Source organism: Roseiflexus sp. (assembly GCF_057785375.1).
Genome location: NZ_JBYNRX010000024.1, coordinates 24,412 through 40,768 on the forward strand (window position 1 = coordinate 24,412; position 16,357 = coordinate 40,768).

General features: G+C 60.4%; 13 protein-coding genes. 10 read left to right on the forward strand and 3 right to left on the reverse strand.

What is annotated here, in order from left to right; all coding sequences use genetic code 11:
• Positions 1 to 2 precede the first annotated feature (2 nt).
• The gene (gene metK / locus AC3EA7_RS04200) at positions 3 to 1,181 is read left to right on the forward strand and encodes a methionine adenosyltransferase (protein ID WP_488612780.1); all 1,179 of its coding nucleotides are present in this window, start codon (positions 3 to 5) and stop codon (positions 1,179 to 1,181) included.
• 30 nt (positions 1,182 to 1,211) lie between these two features.
• On the opposite strand, the gene AC3EA7_RS04205 is transcribed toward metK, so the two are convergent.
• Entirely contained in the window at positions 1,212 to 2,084 is an 873-nt protein-coding gene (locus AC3EA7_RS04205; RefSeq protein ID WP_488612781.1) for a Uma2 family endonuclease, read from the reverse strand.
• Between the two features lie 528 nt (positions 2,085 to 2,612).
• Positions 2,613 to 2,951 (reverse strand): DUF5132 domain-containing protein, encoded by a 339-nt coding sequence (locus AC3EA7_RS04210; RefSeq protein ID WP_488612782.1) that lies wholly within the window; start codon positions 2,949 to 2,951, stop codon positions 2,613 to 2,615.
• 453 nt (positions 2,952 to 3,404) lie between these two features.
• Here AC3EA7_RS04210 and AC3EA7_RS04215 point away from each other — a divergent pair, with 453 nt between their 5' ends.
• From AC3EA7_RS04215 to AC3EA7_RS04255, 9 genes are all read left to right on the forward strand, one after another.
• A complete protein-coding gene (locus tag AC3EA7_RS04215) occupies positions 3,405 to 4,466 on the forward strand; it encodes a homoserine dehydrogenase (RefSeq protein WP_488612783.1) in 1,062 nt (353 codons plus the stop codon).
• Between the two features lie 17 nt (positions 4,467 to 4,483).
• Positions 4,484 to 5,473 carry a threonine ammonia-lyase gene (locus tag AC3EA7_RS04220; protein WP_488612784.1) on the forward strand — a complete coding sequence of 330 codons (990 nt, stop codon included), beginning with the start codon at positions 4,484 to 4,486 and terminating at the stop codon, positions 5,471 to 5,473.
• Between the two features lie 310 nt (positions 5,474 to 5,783).
• The gene (locus AC3EA7_RS04225) at positions 5,784 to 6,665 is read left to right on the forward strand and encodes a DUF488 domain-containing protein (RefSeq protein ID WP_488612785.1); all 882 of its coding nucleotides are present in this window, start codon (positions 5,784 to 5,786) and stop codon (positions 6,663 to 6,665) included.
• Complete coding sequence (locus AC3EA7_RS04230) at positions 6,662 to 6,832, forward strand: hypothetical protein (protein ID WP_488612786.1); 171 nt, start codon at positions 6,662 to 6,664, stop codon at positions 6,830 to 6,832. The genes AC3EA7_RS04225 and AC3EA7_RS04230 overlap by 4 nt, the downstream gene beginning before the upstream one ends.
• A 423-nt stretch (positions 6,833 to 7,255) precedes the next feature.
• Positions 7,256 to 8,674, forward strand: coding sequence for a serine/threonine protein kinase (locus AC3EA7_RS04235; protein ID WP_488612787.1), 1,419 nt, complete (start codon positions 7,256 to 7,258; stop codon positions 8,672 to 8,674).
• A 145-nt stretch (positions 8,675 to 8,819) separates the two neighbouring features.
• Positions 8,820 to 9,563: an SIR2 family NAD-dependent protein deacylase gene (locus AC3EA7_RS04240; RefSeq protein WP_488612788.1), complete on the forward strand. Its 744-nt coding sequence runs from the start codon at positions 8,820 to 8,822 to the stop codon at positions 9,561 to 9,563.
• 49 nt (positions 9,564 to 9,612) lie between these two features.
• On the forward strand, positions 9,613 to 10,392 hold the full coding sequence (locus tag AC3EA7_RS04245) for an SIR2 family NAD-dependent protein deacylase (protein ID WP_488612789.1): 780 nt from the start codon (positions 9,613 to 9,615) through the stop codon (positions 10,390 to 10,392).
• Between the two features lie 20 nt (positions 10,393 to 10,412).
• On the forward strand, positions 10,413 to 11,036 hold the full coding sequence (locus AC3EA7_RS04250) for a GNAT family N-acetyltransferase (RefSeq protein WP_488612790.1): 624 nt from the start codon (positions 10,413 to 10,415) through the stop codon (positions 11,034 to 11,036).
• A 96-nt stretch (positions 11,037 to 11,132) separates the two neighbouring features.
• Positions 11,133 to 11,678, forward strand: coding sequence for a nucleotidyltransferase family protein (locus AC3EA7_RS04255; RefSeq protein WP_488612791.1), 546 nt, complete (start codon positions 11,133 to 11,135; stop codon positions 11,676 to 11,678).
• Positions 11,679 to 11,778: 100 nt separating this feature from the next.
• Here the strand turns inward: AC3EA7_RS04255 and AC3EA7_RS04260 are convergent, their stop codons facing one another.
• Positions 11,779 to 16,302 (reverse strand): DNA-directed RNA polymerase subunit beta', encoded by a 4,524-nt coding sequence (locus AC3EA7_RS04260; protein WP_488612792.1) that lies wholly within the window; start codon positions 16,300 to 16,302, stop codon positions 11,779 to 11,781.
• Positions 16,303 to 16,357 lie beyond the last annotated feature (55 nt).

Genomic DNA, 16,357 nt, shown 5'->3' on the forward strand with positions numbered 1-16,357 from the left:
AGATGGCATCGCACTACATCTTCACGTCCGAGTCGGTCAGCGCCGGGCACCCAGACAAACTATGCGACCAGATCAGCGATGCGCTGGTTGGTCACTACCTCCGGCAGGACCCGTTTGCATCGGTTGTCGCTGAATGCGCCGTCTCGACCGGCATTCTGTTCGTGTCGGTCAAGGTCGCTGCTGACGCCGTCGTTGATATTCCCAACACGGCGCGCGAGATCATTCTCGAGGTTGGCTATGATCGCGGCGCATTCAACGGGCGCACATGCACGGTAATGACCAGCCTGAGCGAAATGAACGGCTTCCGCCCGCGGTTCGACGACACGGACAGTCTCGCACAACTGACGGCGCAGGAGAATGTGACCCTCTTCGGATACGCTTGCGCCCACACCCCTGACCTTGCCCCGCTGCCGATCTGGTGCGCGCACCGTCTCATGCGCCAGTACGACCGGGTGCGTCAGGAGTCGCTTCGCTACCTGGCGCCCGACGCCAAGTGTCAGGTCGGCGTTGCATTCACCAGGCAGATGCCCTGGCGCATTGATAGCATTACCCTGCTCGCCAGCCAGCAAGACGCGCGCGTGTCACTGGCGACGCTTCGTAACGACCTGATGGAACAGGTCATCCGTCCGGCTTTTGTCGATCAGCCCTTTGCGCCGGACGACCGCACCCGGATTCAGATCAACCCCGAGGGTGCGATCTTCGAAGGCGGCCCGGCGTTGCATGCCGGTCTGACCGGGCGCAAGAACGGTGTGGATACCTACGGCGGATTTTCACGTCAGAGCGGCGCGGCGCTGAGCGGCAAAGATCCCACGCGCATCGACCGGGTTGGCGCCTATGCCGCGCGTCATGCCGCCAAGAACATTGTTGCCGCCGGTCTGGCGGAGCAATGCGAGGTGCAACTGAGTTACTCCATCGGCATCGCCGAACCGGTGAGCGTGCGGGTCGATACGTTTGGCGCCGGTCGCATCGATGACGATACGCTGACCGATAAAGTCGCCGCGCATTTCGATTTTCGCCCTGGTGGAATCATTCGCCGGCTCCGGTTGCGCGAACTTGCCATGATGTGCAATGGCAACCTCTACCGACGACTGGCGGTGTATGGGCATGTCGGTCGATCAGACCTGGAGTTGCCCTGGGAGGCGACCGACGAGGTCGAGGCGCTGCGGTCGTGGCTGCGGTGAACGGTGTCGCTCATCCTGTCGGGGCAGGTTTCAGACCTGCCCCGCAGAAGACGTCCCCTCTCCCTGCTGCATCTTTCGTAGCGCCGCTTCCAGTTCCCGCACGCGCGCCTCGGCTTCTATCGCGCGGATTTCGGCGGCGCGGCGGGCGCGTTCTTCTTCGGCGGCGCGGGCTTCGGCGTCACGGCGGGCGCGTTCTTCTTCCCGCAACGCCTGCGCCAGCGCGAGGTGATTGCCCAGCGGGTTTCCCTCCTCGTCATAACAAATGATCTCGCCGTCGCGCACTCCAAGCCAGACGCGCACCGGCGCCAGCCACAGCCGCCCCTGCTCGTCCGGCGCCAGCGCCTGGTATCCCTGCGGCGTCAGCGTATACCCGATCAAGCGCACCCCCGCTTGTCCGCGACGCTCGACCGCATCGACAATCACATAGAGCGGCACGCCTGCCAGTTCATAGTGATCGACCTTTGTGATGACATCGTGCCCACGCGTCTCTGGTGAGGCGATTTCCACGATCAGCGCGGGGCGCACCCCTTCCTCAGCAACCCGGAAGGTGCTCCAGTCCTTGCGCTCCTTCACGCCGAAGATCACCATCAGGTCAGGACCATGCGGCTTGAGATCGGGAACGTCCCACTCGATCCGCACATCATCCAGCACGACGGCGGTAGGGTCGTGCGCGACCTGTCGCTCGAACACTTCGCGCAGATAGTGCCAGCGTCGCTGATGAAGACTGCTGTGGGTCACCTGATCCCCCTCCTCAGGATGCAACACGTCTTCGTAGGTCAACGGAACCTGGTCCCATTCGATCATGCCGTCCGGCAGTTCACGGCGAATGAACCGCCATCCGTAGAACGGACCGGTTTCCGTTGCGCTGGCAGAGTTTGCCTGATCGGTCAACGCTGCGCTCATGATCCCCATGCCTGGATTATTGCTGCTTGAAGGCGGTGCGCCTATTTGACCACACAGCGAACGCTTTACGTACTCATTGTAGCACAGCGAAGACGCCCGTCACCTCAAGAGGGGCTTTTTCAGGCGCGAGAAGCGTTGGAATGCGGCGCTCGTCGCTCCTCATCCCCCCGTCCCCCTGCTCCCACACGGGGCGCAGGGGATGTTGGAGCGTGGCAGCCCCGCGTCAGCGGGGGCTTTCATGTGCTCAGCGAGGGCTTCAGCCCGCAGCGCCATGGTATCGCGCGCCCCATCTCAACGGTGCTCGTCGCCCCTCACTCTTCCATCTCCCTCTCCCACGAGGGGAAAAGAAGGAATGAGGAGCGCGGAAGTGCGGGCTTACAGGAAAAATCTGCACTTGTGAGGAAGGGAGGGACACTAGGGGCAGACGACCGTCGCCCGGATACTCAGGGAGGCGCGCAGATAGTCGCTCACACACCAGGAATCGTACTCGGTCGAGTTCGCAACCGTTGGCGACGGTCGTCACCTGGACTAGCCTGCCTGCGTCTCAGCCACTTCCGGCGCGATGGTCTGCGCCGGAGTCGACGCAGCCGCGCCGTACACCTCAGCGCGCGCCTCTGCGATCAGGTCGCCCCAGCGCTCGCCTGCCTCGCTGAACGCCCCCTTCGTGCGCTCTGCCACCGAGCCCAGCGTCGCCTTCGTCCGGTCGGCGGCAATGATGCCGCCTTTGACAATCGCTTTCGTCACCGGGCGCAATGCGGGCACGACAACCGGCGCCGCAGCGACGGCAGCCACGCCTACCACGATGTTGGGAATGCCAAAAATGGTTTTCTCGAACAGAACTTCACCAACAGTTTCGAGCAGCGCCATTGCTTTCTCCTTTCTTTTTCATTAAGGACTTCACTGCAAAAAGCCGTAACCACGAAGGTCACGAAGGGACACAAAGGAAATGCTCTTCATTTTTATCCACCTTCGTGCGCTTCGTGTCCTTCGTGGTTAAGCCTCTGTGCAGCTAACCACGAAGGTCACGAAGGGACACACAGGGAATGCGCTTCATGGTTCTTCACCTTCGTGCGCTTCGTGTCCTTGGTGGTTAAGCCTTTTTGTAGTGGACTCATAAGAGATGTTTATGTTACTTAATGATTGCTTAACTATAGCACATAAGATGGGCATGATCAGAAAGAGTATCGAAATACAAAGAGGAGAAATCTTTACACTAAGCAGGAGTGAAAACCTCCCTCCCCCCTCTCGTCGCTCATCGCTCGCCACCCGCATGATCGTGGTACAATGCGCCTGGCACAGCGACAGGAATACAGTCGGGATATGCGCACCTATCGCATTTTCCTCAGCGGCCTGGGCAATGTGGGCCGCAGTTTTCTTACCATCATGCAGTCGCAGGCGTCGCTCCTCGCGCGACGCTACGGCGTCGCACTGCGGCTGGTCGCGGCAGCCGATTCGGGTGGCGTGGCGATCAACGTGGAAGGATTGGAACCGGCAGCGATTCTGGCGCTCAAACAGCGCAGGCAGAGCGTTGCAGCACTTTCAGGCAGCGGCGTGCCGGGCATCTCCCCCGTTGATGCCGTCAGGCGTATCGAAGCGGACATACTGCTCGAAGCCACCCCCGTCAACCTGATAACGGGACAACCAGGACTCGATACGGTGCGCGCTGCGCTGCAACGCGGGATGCATGCAGTGCTGGCAAATAAGGGACCGCTGGCGCTCGCGTATGCAGAACTTGCCGACCTCAGCGACATGGGGGAGGCTTCTGAAGAACGCGGCGATCCGCGTAACTGGCCCGTGCTGCGTTTCAGCGCCTGCGTTGGCGGCGCACTGCCGACAATTGCGATTGGACGGCGCGACCTGGCCGGTGCAACCATTATGCGCGTCGAGGCAGTGCTCAACGGCACGACGCAAGGCATCCTGCGAGCCATGGAAAAGGGGGTTTCCTACGCTGACGCGCTGGCAGAGATGCAGCGGCGCGGTCTGGCGGAGACTGACCCTTCCCTCGATGTCGAAGGATGGGACGCTGCCAGTAAACTGACCATTCTTGCCAATGCCGTGCTGCACCGACCGACGACGCTGGCGGACGTGCGCGTCCAGGGCATCACCGGTCTGACCACAGAGCAACTGTGTGCCGCGCTCGAGCGCGGTGAACGCCTGGTGCTCCTCTGCCTGGCAGAGCGCCAGGGCGATGACTTCCGTCTGAGCGTGGCGCCGACGCCCCTGCCCCTTGCGCACCCACTGGCGCGGATGAGCGCTGACGAGATGGGGGTGGTTTACTACACCGACATCACCGGCAAACAGACCGCGACAACGCTGGAAACGGATCCGACACCGACTGCCGCAGCCATGCTGCGCGATGTTCTTGATATTACGGCACGTTAATCGTGGAAGGTTCTGCAATGGAGCATCCTCTTCCGTTCCAGGCGATTGATGCCGCCAGAACGCGCATCGCGCCATTCATCCGGCACACGCCACTCATACCGCTGCCGGCATCGCGTGGCGACTTCCATCCCAACCTGCGCCTCAAACTGGAAAACGTGCAGGTTGCAGGCTCATTCAAGGCGCGTGGCGTCTTCAACCATCTGCTCCAACTCGACGCACAGCAGCGTGAGCGTGGCGTGATCGCCGCATCCGGCGGCAACCACGGTCTGGCGCTGGCATACGCCGCCTGGCGATTGGGCGTCTCTGCCACGGTCTATCTGCCCGCACGCGCCTCCCTTGACCGCGAGCGACGCATTGCCGCCTGGGGAGCGCGTATTGTTCGCCACGGCGACACCTGGGACGATGCCCACCGACGCGCCATTGAGCATGCTGCTTGTGAAGGGTTGTACTACGTTCATCCGTTTGACGATATCCGCACTCTGGAAGGGCAGGGAACGCTCGGTCTCGAAGTGCTCACCGACGCGCCCTGCGTCGACCTCGTGCTGATCGCCGTCGGCGGCGGCGGATTGATCGGCGGCGTGGCAGCCGCGCTCAAACAGGCGCGCCCCGGCATTCGCATCATCGGCGTCGAACCGGTCGGCGCGCCGACGATGACCGTCAGCCTCAACGCTGGCCGGCTGGTGGAATTGCCCGCCGTCCACAGCATCGCCGACACCCTCTCGCCACGTGCGCTCAGTGAACGCACCCTCGACCTGGCGCTGCGGTATGTCGATGAAGTGGCGCTGGTGACCGATGAGCAGATGGTCGAGGCAATGCGCTGGCTCTGGACCGAGTGCAATCAACTGGTCGAACCGGCTGGCGCCGCCGTGATCGCCGCTCTCCAGAGCGGCGCGGTGGATGTCACTCGCCGCTCGGCGCCGGTTGCTGTCATTTGCGGCGGAAATGCCGATGCATCGTGTGTATTCGAGGGATATGCCGCAGCGCAGGCGCGGCGTTCACCATCGTAGCCCGCACAGGTTGGCTTCTTCTCATAGCCGCCACCTTAGTCGTCAGGCGAGCAAGCGAAGAGCGAAATAGCAGCCTACAACGATACATGACTTCACTGCAAAAAGCGAACCACGAAGGTCACAAAGGGACACAAAGGAAATGCGCTTCATTTTCACCTTCGTGCGCTTCGTGTCCTTGGTGGTTAAGCCTTTTTGCAGTGGACTCATACATGCATCTGCATAATCTTGCGCATCCGACCGGGATATGCGATACTCTCTGGAGAAGAACAGATGATCTATCCGGGCAAAATCCCTGGCGGAGTTGAGTACGATGCTTCTGCGCCAAAAGGTTCTGGTCGCCATGCTGCGTGAGGCGCGCAATCGCGCTTCGCGCGTTCAACTGATGAAATGGGCGTTTCTCCTATCCGTCGAGACGCAATCACGTCCCAGGAACGCCTGCTATCAGTTTGTGCCGTACCACTACGGTCCATATTCGTTTTCGCTCTACCAGGAAATCGATGCGCTCATCCGCCATGGCATCATTGAGAACGCCAATGAGCATGGCAATCTTTGGAGGCTGACAGAAGTCGCCAACGATGTTGACATTTCACTTCCTGCCCCAGTGAAGACCTGTCTGTATTATGTTATGAACAGATATGGTTCAATGAACAACCGACAACTTATCGACACGGTATATGACAAATATCCCTGGTATACCATTAATTGCAAAGACGAAGGGAAACGACGACGACAACGGCCAGTCGCAGACATTGCTATCTATACCATTGGCTATGAACGACTTTCAGTCGATGATTTCCTCAACAGGTTACTCAGGATTGGTATACAATGCGTTATTGATGTGCGAAATAATCCCGTATCAATGCGCTATGGCTACCATAAGAGTACGCTTTCACGCCTGTGCAATTTACTGGACATCGAGTACGTTCACTTCCCCGAACTTGGAATTCCGGGTCAGGAGAGAATAGAACTGGCGAAAAAAGAAGACTATGACCGATTATTTGCCAAATATGCGCAAACAACGCTGAAGGATCGTGTTGAGTCCATCCGGCGGGTCGCTGAAATCATCGAAACTCGTCCCAGTACTCTCGTGTGTGTGGAAGCGGATCCCGCCTGCTGCCATCGTCACGTGCTGGCTCAGGCGCTGTCGGATAGGATCGATCACCCTGTCGTCCATTTGGAGTGGCCGAGATGAGTGCATCCATCAGGACAAAAGTTCTTATCACGGTTATGACGCATCCACTCCCTTCACGCGGCTATCGGAAGACGGTGTTTCCTTACAACTCCTGGGTGGCGCTTGGCGTCTTCTGGCCCCCGCGAGAAAAAGAAGGTCCCGTGGTGACTCAACCGCCGCTGTTCTAGCCCAATGGAAGCCTGCCACAGAGACCCCAACGGCCAGAGGATGTACTGATGCGCGGTCACTTGTACACTATTTTGAGAACATAATCCGGTATCACCCGGCAAAGCCCGCGCAGGCGGGCTTTGCCGCCGTAGCCTGCGGCTCGAGCCGCCGGGCGGACTGATGCCAATGCGCGGTTGTGCGTCCGCGACACGCCTGCCGCTGCGCGTTGACCATTGCGCCTTGCCCAACGAACGCGCGAACATCTTGTCTGACTGAACGAAATTGAGTGTTAGCCCCCGGCAACCAGCGCCTGTTATCCGGGCCGCCCTTGCCCGTGGCGTTTCGTGACAAATCACGCCTGCACCCTGTGGCGACATGCCATTGCGACGACGCACGCCAGATGCTATAATCCCTCGTATACGCGACCCGCATCCGATACTGCTATGGCTCAGTCTCCTGCGCCCGCTGCACCTCTGTTGCACGACCGCTACCGGATCGAAGAGCGGCTTGGCGCGACACGTCTCGCGGTCATCTATCGGGCATACGACGAGCGGCTGCAACGTCTGGCGTTGATGGCGCTGTTCCGCCAGGAACTGGCGGCGCAGGAAGCGCTGCGCTGCCGTTTCATTGCCGAGGCGCAGTCCGGCGCTCGTTCTCTGCACCCATCGCTGCTCCAGGTGTACGACAGCGGTGAGGTTGCCAATCGTCCATTTGCGGTGACGGAATATGTGTCGGGGAGGACGCTGCGCGAACTTGGACCGTTGACCGTCGAGGCGGCGTTGCTCTACTTTCGCCAGATCGTTGGTGCTGTCGCGGCGTGTCAGACCGCCGGCGCGCCGTACCCGCCGATCAGCAGCGCGAATATCGTGCTGGTAGACGAAGGACGTGTCAAGTTGGTCGAAAACTGGAGCATGACCCCAGCGGAGTTTGGCGCCGACATTGCCTGTTACCGTGCTCCAGAACGTGTCGCCGGTCATCCTCCCGTTGCAGCCAGCGTGGTGTACTCCCTGGGGTTGTTACTGATCGAAATGCTGACCGGGCGTCGTGTAGTCGAGGGCGATGATCTGAACGCCATGCTCCAGGCGCATCGGACTGTTGCGCTTCCAACGCTCGCTGACGTGCGCCCTCATATCTACCTGCCGTCGCTGGCGCACATGATCGCGCGCGCCACAGCACCCGATGCGTCTCAACGCTTTCCTGACGCACCTGCGCTGAACCAGGCGCTCGACGATGTGCGCCGCGCTATCAGTCACTCCACCGATCGCCTGGCGCCTCGTGCCGCTGTCTCGTCAGCGTCTCCCGCTGCTATGAATGGTCGAGGACGGGAGGCATCGTCGCCTTCGGTTGACCGCCCGGCGCCGGTGCGCCCCGAATTGCAGCCGGTCGCTTCGGCGCCGCCATTGGACTCAATGGCGACTATGGCTCATCAGAGCGCAATGCGCGGAACGCGCCAGCATTCGCTGGCGGCGCTCATCGTCATGGTGGCGCTCTTTGTTCTGGTCGGCTCAGGAGCGTATGTCCTGACAAGTCTGGTCATCGAAGGGTTGACGAACGTTCGTCTGCCACGTCCGCAGGTAACGTTGCCTGAGAATGTTCCTCTGCCGGATTGGCTGACCGGGGTGGCGAATGGTTCCGGCGAGGTGTTGACCGTGACTATCGGTGATGTCGAGGGATTGAACCTCCGCGACGAACCGGGGCTGAACACTCGGGTGATCGCATTGCTGCCGAATGGAACCCGGCTCCGCAAACTCGAAGGACCGCGCAGTGTCGATGGCGTTCCCTGGGTGCGAGTGCGCGGTGAAATCGACGGTCGGCAAGTTGAAGGGTGGGTTTCACAACTCTATGTGCGGTCTGAAGGGTAGACATAGGTGCGGAGAGCGTGCTTCGCTCTGATGAGGTAAGAGGCAAGAGGTGAGAGGTGAGAGGCGCGGAGAACGTGCTTCGCTCTGATCGCAACGACGCCCGACAGAGGGTATCTGAACAGGTTCTTCATGTGCGGGTTGCTGTATGCATATTCCTGACCCATTGATCGAACGTTTACGCCGTTCACAGCGAGTTGCCGTGCTGACCGGCGCCGGCGTCTCCGCCGAGAGCGGTGTGCCAACCTTTCGCGATGCGCAAACCGGCTTGTGGGCGCGCTACGATCCGGCCGAACTGGCATCACCCGAGGCATTCCGCGCCAACCCGACGCTGGTATGGCAGTGGTACGCCTATCGCCGCTCGCTGGTCGAAGCCGCTGCACCAAACCCGGGGCACCTGGCGCTTGCCGATCTGGAGCGCCGGATCGCCGATTTTACCCTCATCACCCAGAACGTCGACGATCTCCACCGCCGCGCCGGGAGTCGGAACGTGGTAGAATTGCATGGTAACCTGTTCCGGTATCGCTGTTTTGATGATGATGAGCCGGTTGAGTTAGTGACTGTGCCTCAGGATGCGCCACCGCGTTGCGCGCGGTGCGGCGGTCTGGTTCGTCCTGATGTGGTTTGGTTTGGCGAATGGCTGCCGCTGCAAGCCTGGCGTACTGCCGTGGCGGCTGCCGAACGGTGTGATCTGTTCCTCTGTATCGGCACATCGGGAGTCGTGCGTCCGGCTGCCGATCTCCCCTTGATTGCACGATCTGCTGGCGCATATACGGTTGAAATCAATATTGCTCCTGGTGCGCTCGATGGTCAGTTGGACCTGCATCTGTATGCACCAGCGGGACAACTGCTTCCTGCGATGATGAGCGCCGCCTTTGGCGACGCGGCGTGATGAATCGCTGCCACATCCTTCGTTCTGATGTCGATGAAGGAGCTGTGCGATGTCTCTGACACTTCCCGACAATGTGATCCGTCGCCTCTCACAGGCCCAGCGCGTGGTGGCGCTGACTGGCGGCGGTGTGGCAGCGGAAAGCGGCATTCCGTCGTTTCGTGAAGCGCACACCGGTGACTGGGCGCGGTATGATGTCAGCGAACTGGCGACGCCGCAGGCGTTCGTGCGTAACCCGCGTCTGGTGTGGGAATGGTATGCCTATCGTCGCGCGCTGGCAGAGCGTGCGCAACCCGGCGCTGCACACTATGCGCTCGTTGATCTGGAACAGTACTATCCGGCGTTTACGCTCATCACGCAGTCGATCGATGGACTGCACTGGCGAGCCGGTTCACGCGATCTGATCGAGCTGAATGGCAGCCTGCGCCGCTGTCGTTGCTATGAGTCGGGACATGTCGCCTTTGCCTGGGATGAAGATGGTGAGATCCCGCCACGCTGCGTACAGTGCGGCAGCCTGCTTCGACCGGACGTGGTCATGTTCGGTGAGGGATTGCCGCACCATGAGTTGCGCCGGGCACGGCAGGTTGTTGAACAGTGTGATGTGTTCCTGTGTGTTGGAACGGTCGGCGCCATTGAGCCGGTGGCTTCGTTCCCTTTCGTGGCGCGTCGTCATGGTGCATTCGTGCTGACCATCGCGCCTGATGAGTCGATCTACACGCTGATGGCGGATTATGTCCTCAATACCACACCAGGCGTTGTTATGCCAGAACTCGTGCAATTGATCGTTGGTGATGTTGGCGGTCTGGAAGAGTTGCACGTCGATGCTATCTAACCCTGCTAGCAGGAGGCGCTATGGAGTTGCGCGGTCCGCGCGTCCTCATTCGTCCGTGGAAATATCACGATGATGAACTGGCTGATGACTGGCCACCGTATAACGATCCGTTCGATCCCCTTTGGAACCTGCCGCGTCCAGCGTCATTCGGCGGTGGGATGTGGAATGCATTACTCGAACACGGCATTTATCGGCGGAGCTGGGCGGTCGAAAATAACAGCGGCGCGCTGATCGGGCGCATTTCGCTGCGCGAAATCGATGAGCGACGCGGTCAGGCGCGCCTCGGCGTTACGTTCGGAGCGCCGTATGTTGGTCGTGGGCTTGGCACCGAAGCGCTCACTCTGTTCCTCGATTACTACTTCGAAGCGCTCAGGTATCACCTGATGGCGCTCGATGTCGCTGCGCCCAATGTTCGTGCGGTGCGCTGCTACACGCGCCTTGGCTTCCAGTACATCGAGAGCGACTGGCGCAGCGCCGGCGCCTTATTTGATCGGCGGGTGCTCGATCAACCGATGTATGCATCGTTGCGCCGCCATTTCCGCGACGACCCGCGCGGTCTGAAGGTCGAGTTCTTCGAGATGCGTCTGCACCGCGAAGAATGGATCAGACGCCGCACCCCTACTGGCGCCGGTCATCGTGGGTGATATGCAGATAGGACTATCAGGTCTCTTGCAACAGATGCGGTTGTTTCGTTATGATAGAGACCAGTGGAAACATGTGTTGTGAGCGAGTAGTGTTTCATGTCACTCATCGCAGGCAATCTCGGCGTTGTGCAGCGCACGCTCGATGCGTATCAGCTCGCGTGGGCGGTATGTGCTGGCGCTGCTGCACATCTCTACGGCAATCGCCGCCCCATTCAGGATATCGATATCCTCATCGAGCCGGGAAAGTTGTCCGAAGTGGTTCGTTTGCTCAACCAGCAGCAAAAGGTAGTGCAATTCGACGGTCAGCGCATTCTCTGGCGTGGCATCAAGATTTTTGATGATCTGACCATCCGGCGCGGTCAGGAGATCTACCCATTTACGCTCGATGCTGATATGCGCAGTCGTGTGCGGCGTCTCCCATTACTCGGGTCGCTGGTTCCGGTATTATCGCCCGAAGATGTCGCATTGCACAAAGCGCTGCTGGCGCGTGGTCCCGAGGAAGGGAAGCATGATATTGCCGACGCGACAGCCATTGCCCGTCGCCAGGCGTTCGATTACGACTATGTGCAGCGGCGATTGGCGCTCATGCGGGTCAACGGGGCGGCGGCTGCGGTGCTGGCACGGATCGGGATCGATTTGTAGGGGCGACGCGGCGGGTCGCCCATGCCGGATGAAACGGCGCGGCGGGTTTTTTAGGGGCGCCTCATCGGGGCGCCCCTACTGTTTGGGACGGTACGGCGAGTCATTCTGACGATGCCAGCTCATCACCGAGGAAGGCGTCATCGCTTTCGACCGGCTCATGATTGTCGAAGCCGTCGTGGTTTTTCCCATCGTCGTCGTTGTCATCGCCGCCGATCAGCGCCCGCAGCCTGCGTCGCAGCGCCTCATCGGCTTCGTGATCAGGTTGCTCCTGTTCGCTGACTGCCGTGGCAGTGGCTGGCACGACGTTTGCCAGTTCACCGATGATCTCCTCAGCCAGCTGGCGTCGCTTCTCGATCCCCGTGCCTGCCGGAATCAGCTTGCCGATAACGACATTCTCCTTGAGACCGCGCAGGTAATCCACCTTGCCGGTGATCGCCGCTTCGGTCAGCACACGGGTCGTTTCCTGGAATGATGCAGCCGCCAGGAAACTGTCGGTCGTCAGCGACGCCTTGGTGATGCCCAGCAGCATTGTCGATGCCGTTGCCGGTTCACCCCCCTGACTGATCATCTCGGCGTTCTTACGCACAAATTCGGTCGAGTCGATCAGTTCGCCCGGGAGATAATCCGTATCGCCAGGCTCCTCGATCCGCACCCGGCGCAGCATCTGGCGCACGATGACCTCGATGTGCTTGTCGTTGATATCGACGCCCTGCGAGCGATATACCTTCTGCGCCTCATTAACCAGGTAACGTTGCACGGCTTCGCGTCCCTGGAGCGCCAGGAGTTCCTGCGGATCGGCTGAGCCTTCCGTCAGATGTTGCCCGGCGACAACGCGCGCGCCGTTCTCGATGCCCGGCGCCAGGCGCGCCGTATGCGGCGCGATCACTTCCCGCACCTCGCGTTCTTCGTTGATCACGCTGATCTGCCCGGCGCCGATGCGCACAAGACCCGCCATCCGCGCCACAATCGGTTCACCGCCGAGATCGGCGCGGTTGCTCTGCGCCAGCCCATCCCCCTCATTCACCTGTGCCCCATCAACCACCACCGGCTCGTAGTGCGGCGGCAGTTCATGGTCATCGGTGTAGAGGTCGGTTGCAACGACGCGGATCTTCCGCACCTCATCCTCGCGCACCAGCTCGACGATGCCGTCGATCTCCGCCAGGATCGCCTTGCCTTTTGGCGTGCGCGCCTCGAAGATCTCCTGTACGCGCGGCAAACCCTGGGTAATGTCGTCGGCTGACGCAACGCCGCCGGTGTGGAACGTGCGCAGGGTCAACTGCGTCCCCGGTTCGCCGATCGACTGTGCGGCGATAATGCCGACTGCCTCGCCGATATCGACCAGTTTGCCGGTTGCCAGGTTGCGCCCGTAGCACATGCAGCAGATGCCATAATCGGCTTTGCATGCCAGCGGCGAACGGACATACACGGCATCGATGCCGAGTTCTTTGCACTTGCGCGCCAATGTTTCATCAATCTCATCATTACGATCGGCGAGGATTTCGCCGGTACGCGGATCGATCAGCGGCGCCGCCAGCAAACGTCCCAGGATGCGCTGCTCAAAATCCTGTAACACCTCACGGTCGTCGGCGCGATAGAGCCACAACCCCTCGTCCGTTCCGCAGTCATCGATCGTGACGATATTATCCTGTGCTACGTCGATCAGGCGGCGCGTCAGATACCCGGCGTCCGCCGTGCGCAACGCCGTGTCCGCCAGACCCTTGCGCCCGCCGTGGGTCGACACGAAATACTCGAGCACCGACAGCCCTTCGCGGAAGTTGCTCTTGATCGGCAATTCGATGATCCGTCCAGTCGGGTCGGACATCAACCCGCGCATCCCCGCCATCTGGCTCAACTGATTGATGTTGCCGCGGGCGGCGGAGTTGACCATCATCGCCACCGGACCGAACGGGTTCAGGTGTTGTTTGACGGCTTCAGTCGTGGCTTTTGTCGCATTCTGCCAGACCTCGACGATCTCACGGTAGCGTTCTTCTTCGGTGATCAGACCGCGGCGGAACTGCCGCTCCACCTCGGTGACGCGCTTCTCGGCTTCGGCAAGGATTTCCTGTTTCTTCGGCGGGATCTCGATGTCGTCCACGCCAATCGTCATACCGCCGCGCGTGGCGTATTTGAAGCCGAGCGTCTTGATCCGGTCCGCCTGGCTTGCCGTCATCTCCGAACCAAAGTAGCGCGCCAGGTCGTCGCGCGGGCGATCGCCGTACATGTCGCGAATAGTGTCGAGGTCGTCTTCCGTCAGATTGTTGAGGTTGGTGTAATACTTGTAACAGTCGGCGATGATCTCACGCAGACCCTTTTTGGCGATCAGGCGATTGCGGAAGCGCAGCGGCTCGAGCAGTTCGTTGTTGAAAATGATCCGTCCGATGGTCGTTTCCAGCAGCATACGTGGCGCGCCGTGCTCATCAGGGCTGAGGAAGCGCACCGGACGGTCGCTGTCGCCGTGCAGCGTCCCGGTCATGCGCACGAGGATTGGCGCCTGGATATCGACCAAACCCTTATCGTATGCCAGCAGCGCCTCATCGACCGAGGCGAACATCTTGCCACTTCCCTTCGCGCCATCCTTGACCATTGTCAGGTAGTAGCACCCAAGCACGATGTCCTGTGACGGGGTGATAATCGGGTCGCCGGTGGCCGGCGACAACAGGTTATACTTGGAGAGCATGCGCATACGCGCTTCTTCCTGCGCCTTGCGCGACAGCGGCACGTGCACGGCCATCTGATCGCCGTCGAAGTCGGCATTGAACGCGGCACAGACGAGCGGGTGCAACTGGATGGCGGATCCCTCGATCAATTTGGCTTCGAACGCCTGGATCGAGAGGCGGTGCAGCGATGGTGCGCGGTTGAGCAGCACCAGATAATCCTTGATCACCTCTTCGAGCACGTCCCACACTTCGGGGCGCACGCGCTCAACGATACGCTTGGCGCTCTTGATATTATGCGCAGCGCCTTTCTCCACCAGGCGACGCATCACGAACGGCTTGAACAACTCAAGCGCCATCTTCTTTGGCAGACCGCACTGGTGCAGTTTGAGGTCTGGACCGACCACAATCACCGAGCGACCGGAGTAATCGACGCGCTTACCGAGCAGGTTTTGGCGGAAACGACCCTGCTTGCCTTTGAGCATATCGCTCAAGCTCTTCAGGCGATGCTTCCCCTTGCCAGACACCGCGCGTCCGCGGCGGCCATTATCGATCAGCGCATCGACTGCTTCCTGGAGCATGCGCTTTTCATTGCGCACGATGATCTCCGGCGCATTGAGTTCCATCAGGCGTTTCAGGCGATTATTGCGGTTAATCACGCGCCGGTACAGGTCGTTGAGGTCGCTGGTGGCGAAGCGGCCGCCGTCGAGTTGCACCATCGGGCGCAGATCGGGCGGAATGACCGGCAGCACGGTGAGGATCATCCACTCGGGGCGATTGCCGCTCTTGCGGAACGCCTCTACCACCCGCAGGCGCTTGGTCGCCTTTTTACGGCGCTGACCCTGCGTGGTGTAGACCTCATTCTGCAACTCTTCCGCCAGTTTATCGAGATCAACGGTGCGCACAATCAGGTCACGGATCGCGCCCGCGCCCATATCGGCGCGGAACACGTCCCGCGCAATCTCACGCAGGGCGCGGTACTCCTGTTCATTGAGGATGCGCTTCAATTTGATCGAGTCGAGCTGTTCGAGGTGCTCCTTCTCCTCGTGCACCAACCGATCAAGTTCACTCTGCAGACGTTCCTGCAAGCGCTCGCGTTCCTGGCTGGCTTCATACTCTTTGCGCTCGCGTTCGGCGCCGGTGAGTTGCTCGGCATCCGCGAGGTCGCGCTGCTTGCGTTGTTCGAGCGTTTCCAGTTCCTGGTCGAGCAATTCGTCCAGCGCGTCGAGGGTCGTTTCGGCAATGGTCTCACCCTCTTCGACCAGCACGGCGCCGCGGAAGATAATATCCTCCTCAGCGGTTTCACCCTGTCGCTCCTCAAGATCGGCGCGCAGGCGCTCTGCTTCGGCGCTGATCTCATCGCGCAGCCGCCGGTACTCCTCCTCAATGCGGCGCTGCGTCGAGATCTGCGCGCTCTCCATACCGCCCAGGTCCTGCGTCAATTGTGTCGAAAGTTCAATCTGCCGGCTCTCGGCTTCCGCCTGGATACGCTCGCGCTTTTCGCGATACTCTGCTTGCAGCGCCTCGCGTCGCTGCGCTTTCAACTCCTCATCGACATGGACGATGATATACGATGCGAAATACAGCACCCGCTCCAGATTGCGCGGCGAAATATCGAGCAACAGCCCGAGGCGGCTCGGTGTGCCCTTAACGAACCAGATATGCGATACCGGTGACGCCAGCGAAATATGCCCCATGCGCTCGCGCCGCACTTTCGAGCGGGTCACCTCGACGCCGCACTTGTCGCAGACAACGCCTTTATAGCGCACGCGCTTATATTTGCCGCAGTAGCATTCCCAGTCTTTGGTTGGACCAAAGATGCGTTCGCAGAACAAACCGTCGCGCTCTGGTTTCAGGGTGCGATAGTTGATCGTCTCCGGCTTGGTGACCTCGCCGTGCGACCAGCTCAGAATATCGTCAGGCGACGCGAGACTGATGCGAATAGCGCTGAAGTCATTGATTTCAAGCATTGGTTTCTCCACGTGATGCGCCTGTGGTGACAACACCCATCCGCCCACAGGCTTC

Bases quoted from the DNA above. Each gene is read 5' to 3' on its own strand.
- metK (WP_488612780.1), top strand. From the start codon at position 3: ATGGCATCGCACTACATCTTCACGTCCGAGTCGGTCAGCGCCGGGCAC.
- AC3EA7_RS04205 (WP_488612781.1), bottom strand. From the start codon at position 2,084: ATGAGCGCAGCGTTGACCGATCAGGCAAACTCTGCCAGCGCAACGGAA.
- AC3EA7_RS04210 (WP_488612782.1), bottom strand. From the start codon at position 2,951: ATGGCGCTGCTCGAAACTGTTGGTGAAGTTCTGTTCGAGAAAACCATT.
- AC3EA7_RS04215 (WP_488612783.1), top strand. From the start codon at position 3,405: ATGCGCACCTATCGCATTTTCCTCAGCGGCCTGGGCAATGTGGGCCGC.
- AC3EA7_RS04220 (WP_488612784.1), top strand. From the start codon at position 4,484: ATGGAGCATCCTCTTCCGTTCCAGGCGATTGATGCCGCCAGAACGCGC.
- AC3EA7_RS04225 (WP_488612785.1), top strand. From the start codon at position 5,784: ATGCTTCTGCGCCAAAAGGTTCTGGTCGCCATGCTGCGTGAGGCGCGC.
- AC3EA7_RS04230 (WP_488612786.1), top strand. From the start codon at position 6,662: ATGAGTGCATCCATCAGGACAAAAGTTCTTATCACGGTTATGACGCAT.
- AC3EA7_RS04235 (WP_488612787.1), top strand. From the start codon at position 7,256: ATGGCTCAGTCTCCTGCGCCCGCTGCACCTCTGTTGCACGACCGCTAC.
- AC3EA7_RS04240 (WP_488612788.1), top strand. From the start codon at position 8,820: ATGCATATTCCTGACCCATTGATCGAACGTTTACGCCGTTCACAGCGA.
- AC3EA7_RS04245 (WP_488612789.1), top strand. From the start codon at position 9,613: ATGTCTCTGACACTTCCCGACAATGTGATCCGTCGCCTCTCACAGGCC.
- AC3EA7_RS04250 (WP_488612790.1), top strand. From the start codon at position 10,413: ATGGAGTTGCGCGGTCCGCGCGTCCTCATTCGTCCGTGGAAATATCAC.
- AC3EA7_RS04255 (WP_488612791.1), top strand. From the start codon at position 11,133: ATGTCACTCATCGCAGGCAATCTCGGCGTTGTGCAGCGCACGCTCGAT.
- AC3EA7_RS04260 (WP_488612792.1), bottom strand. From the start codon at position 16,302: ATGCTTGAAATCAATGACTTCAGCGCTATTCGCATCAGTCTCGCGTCG.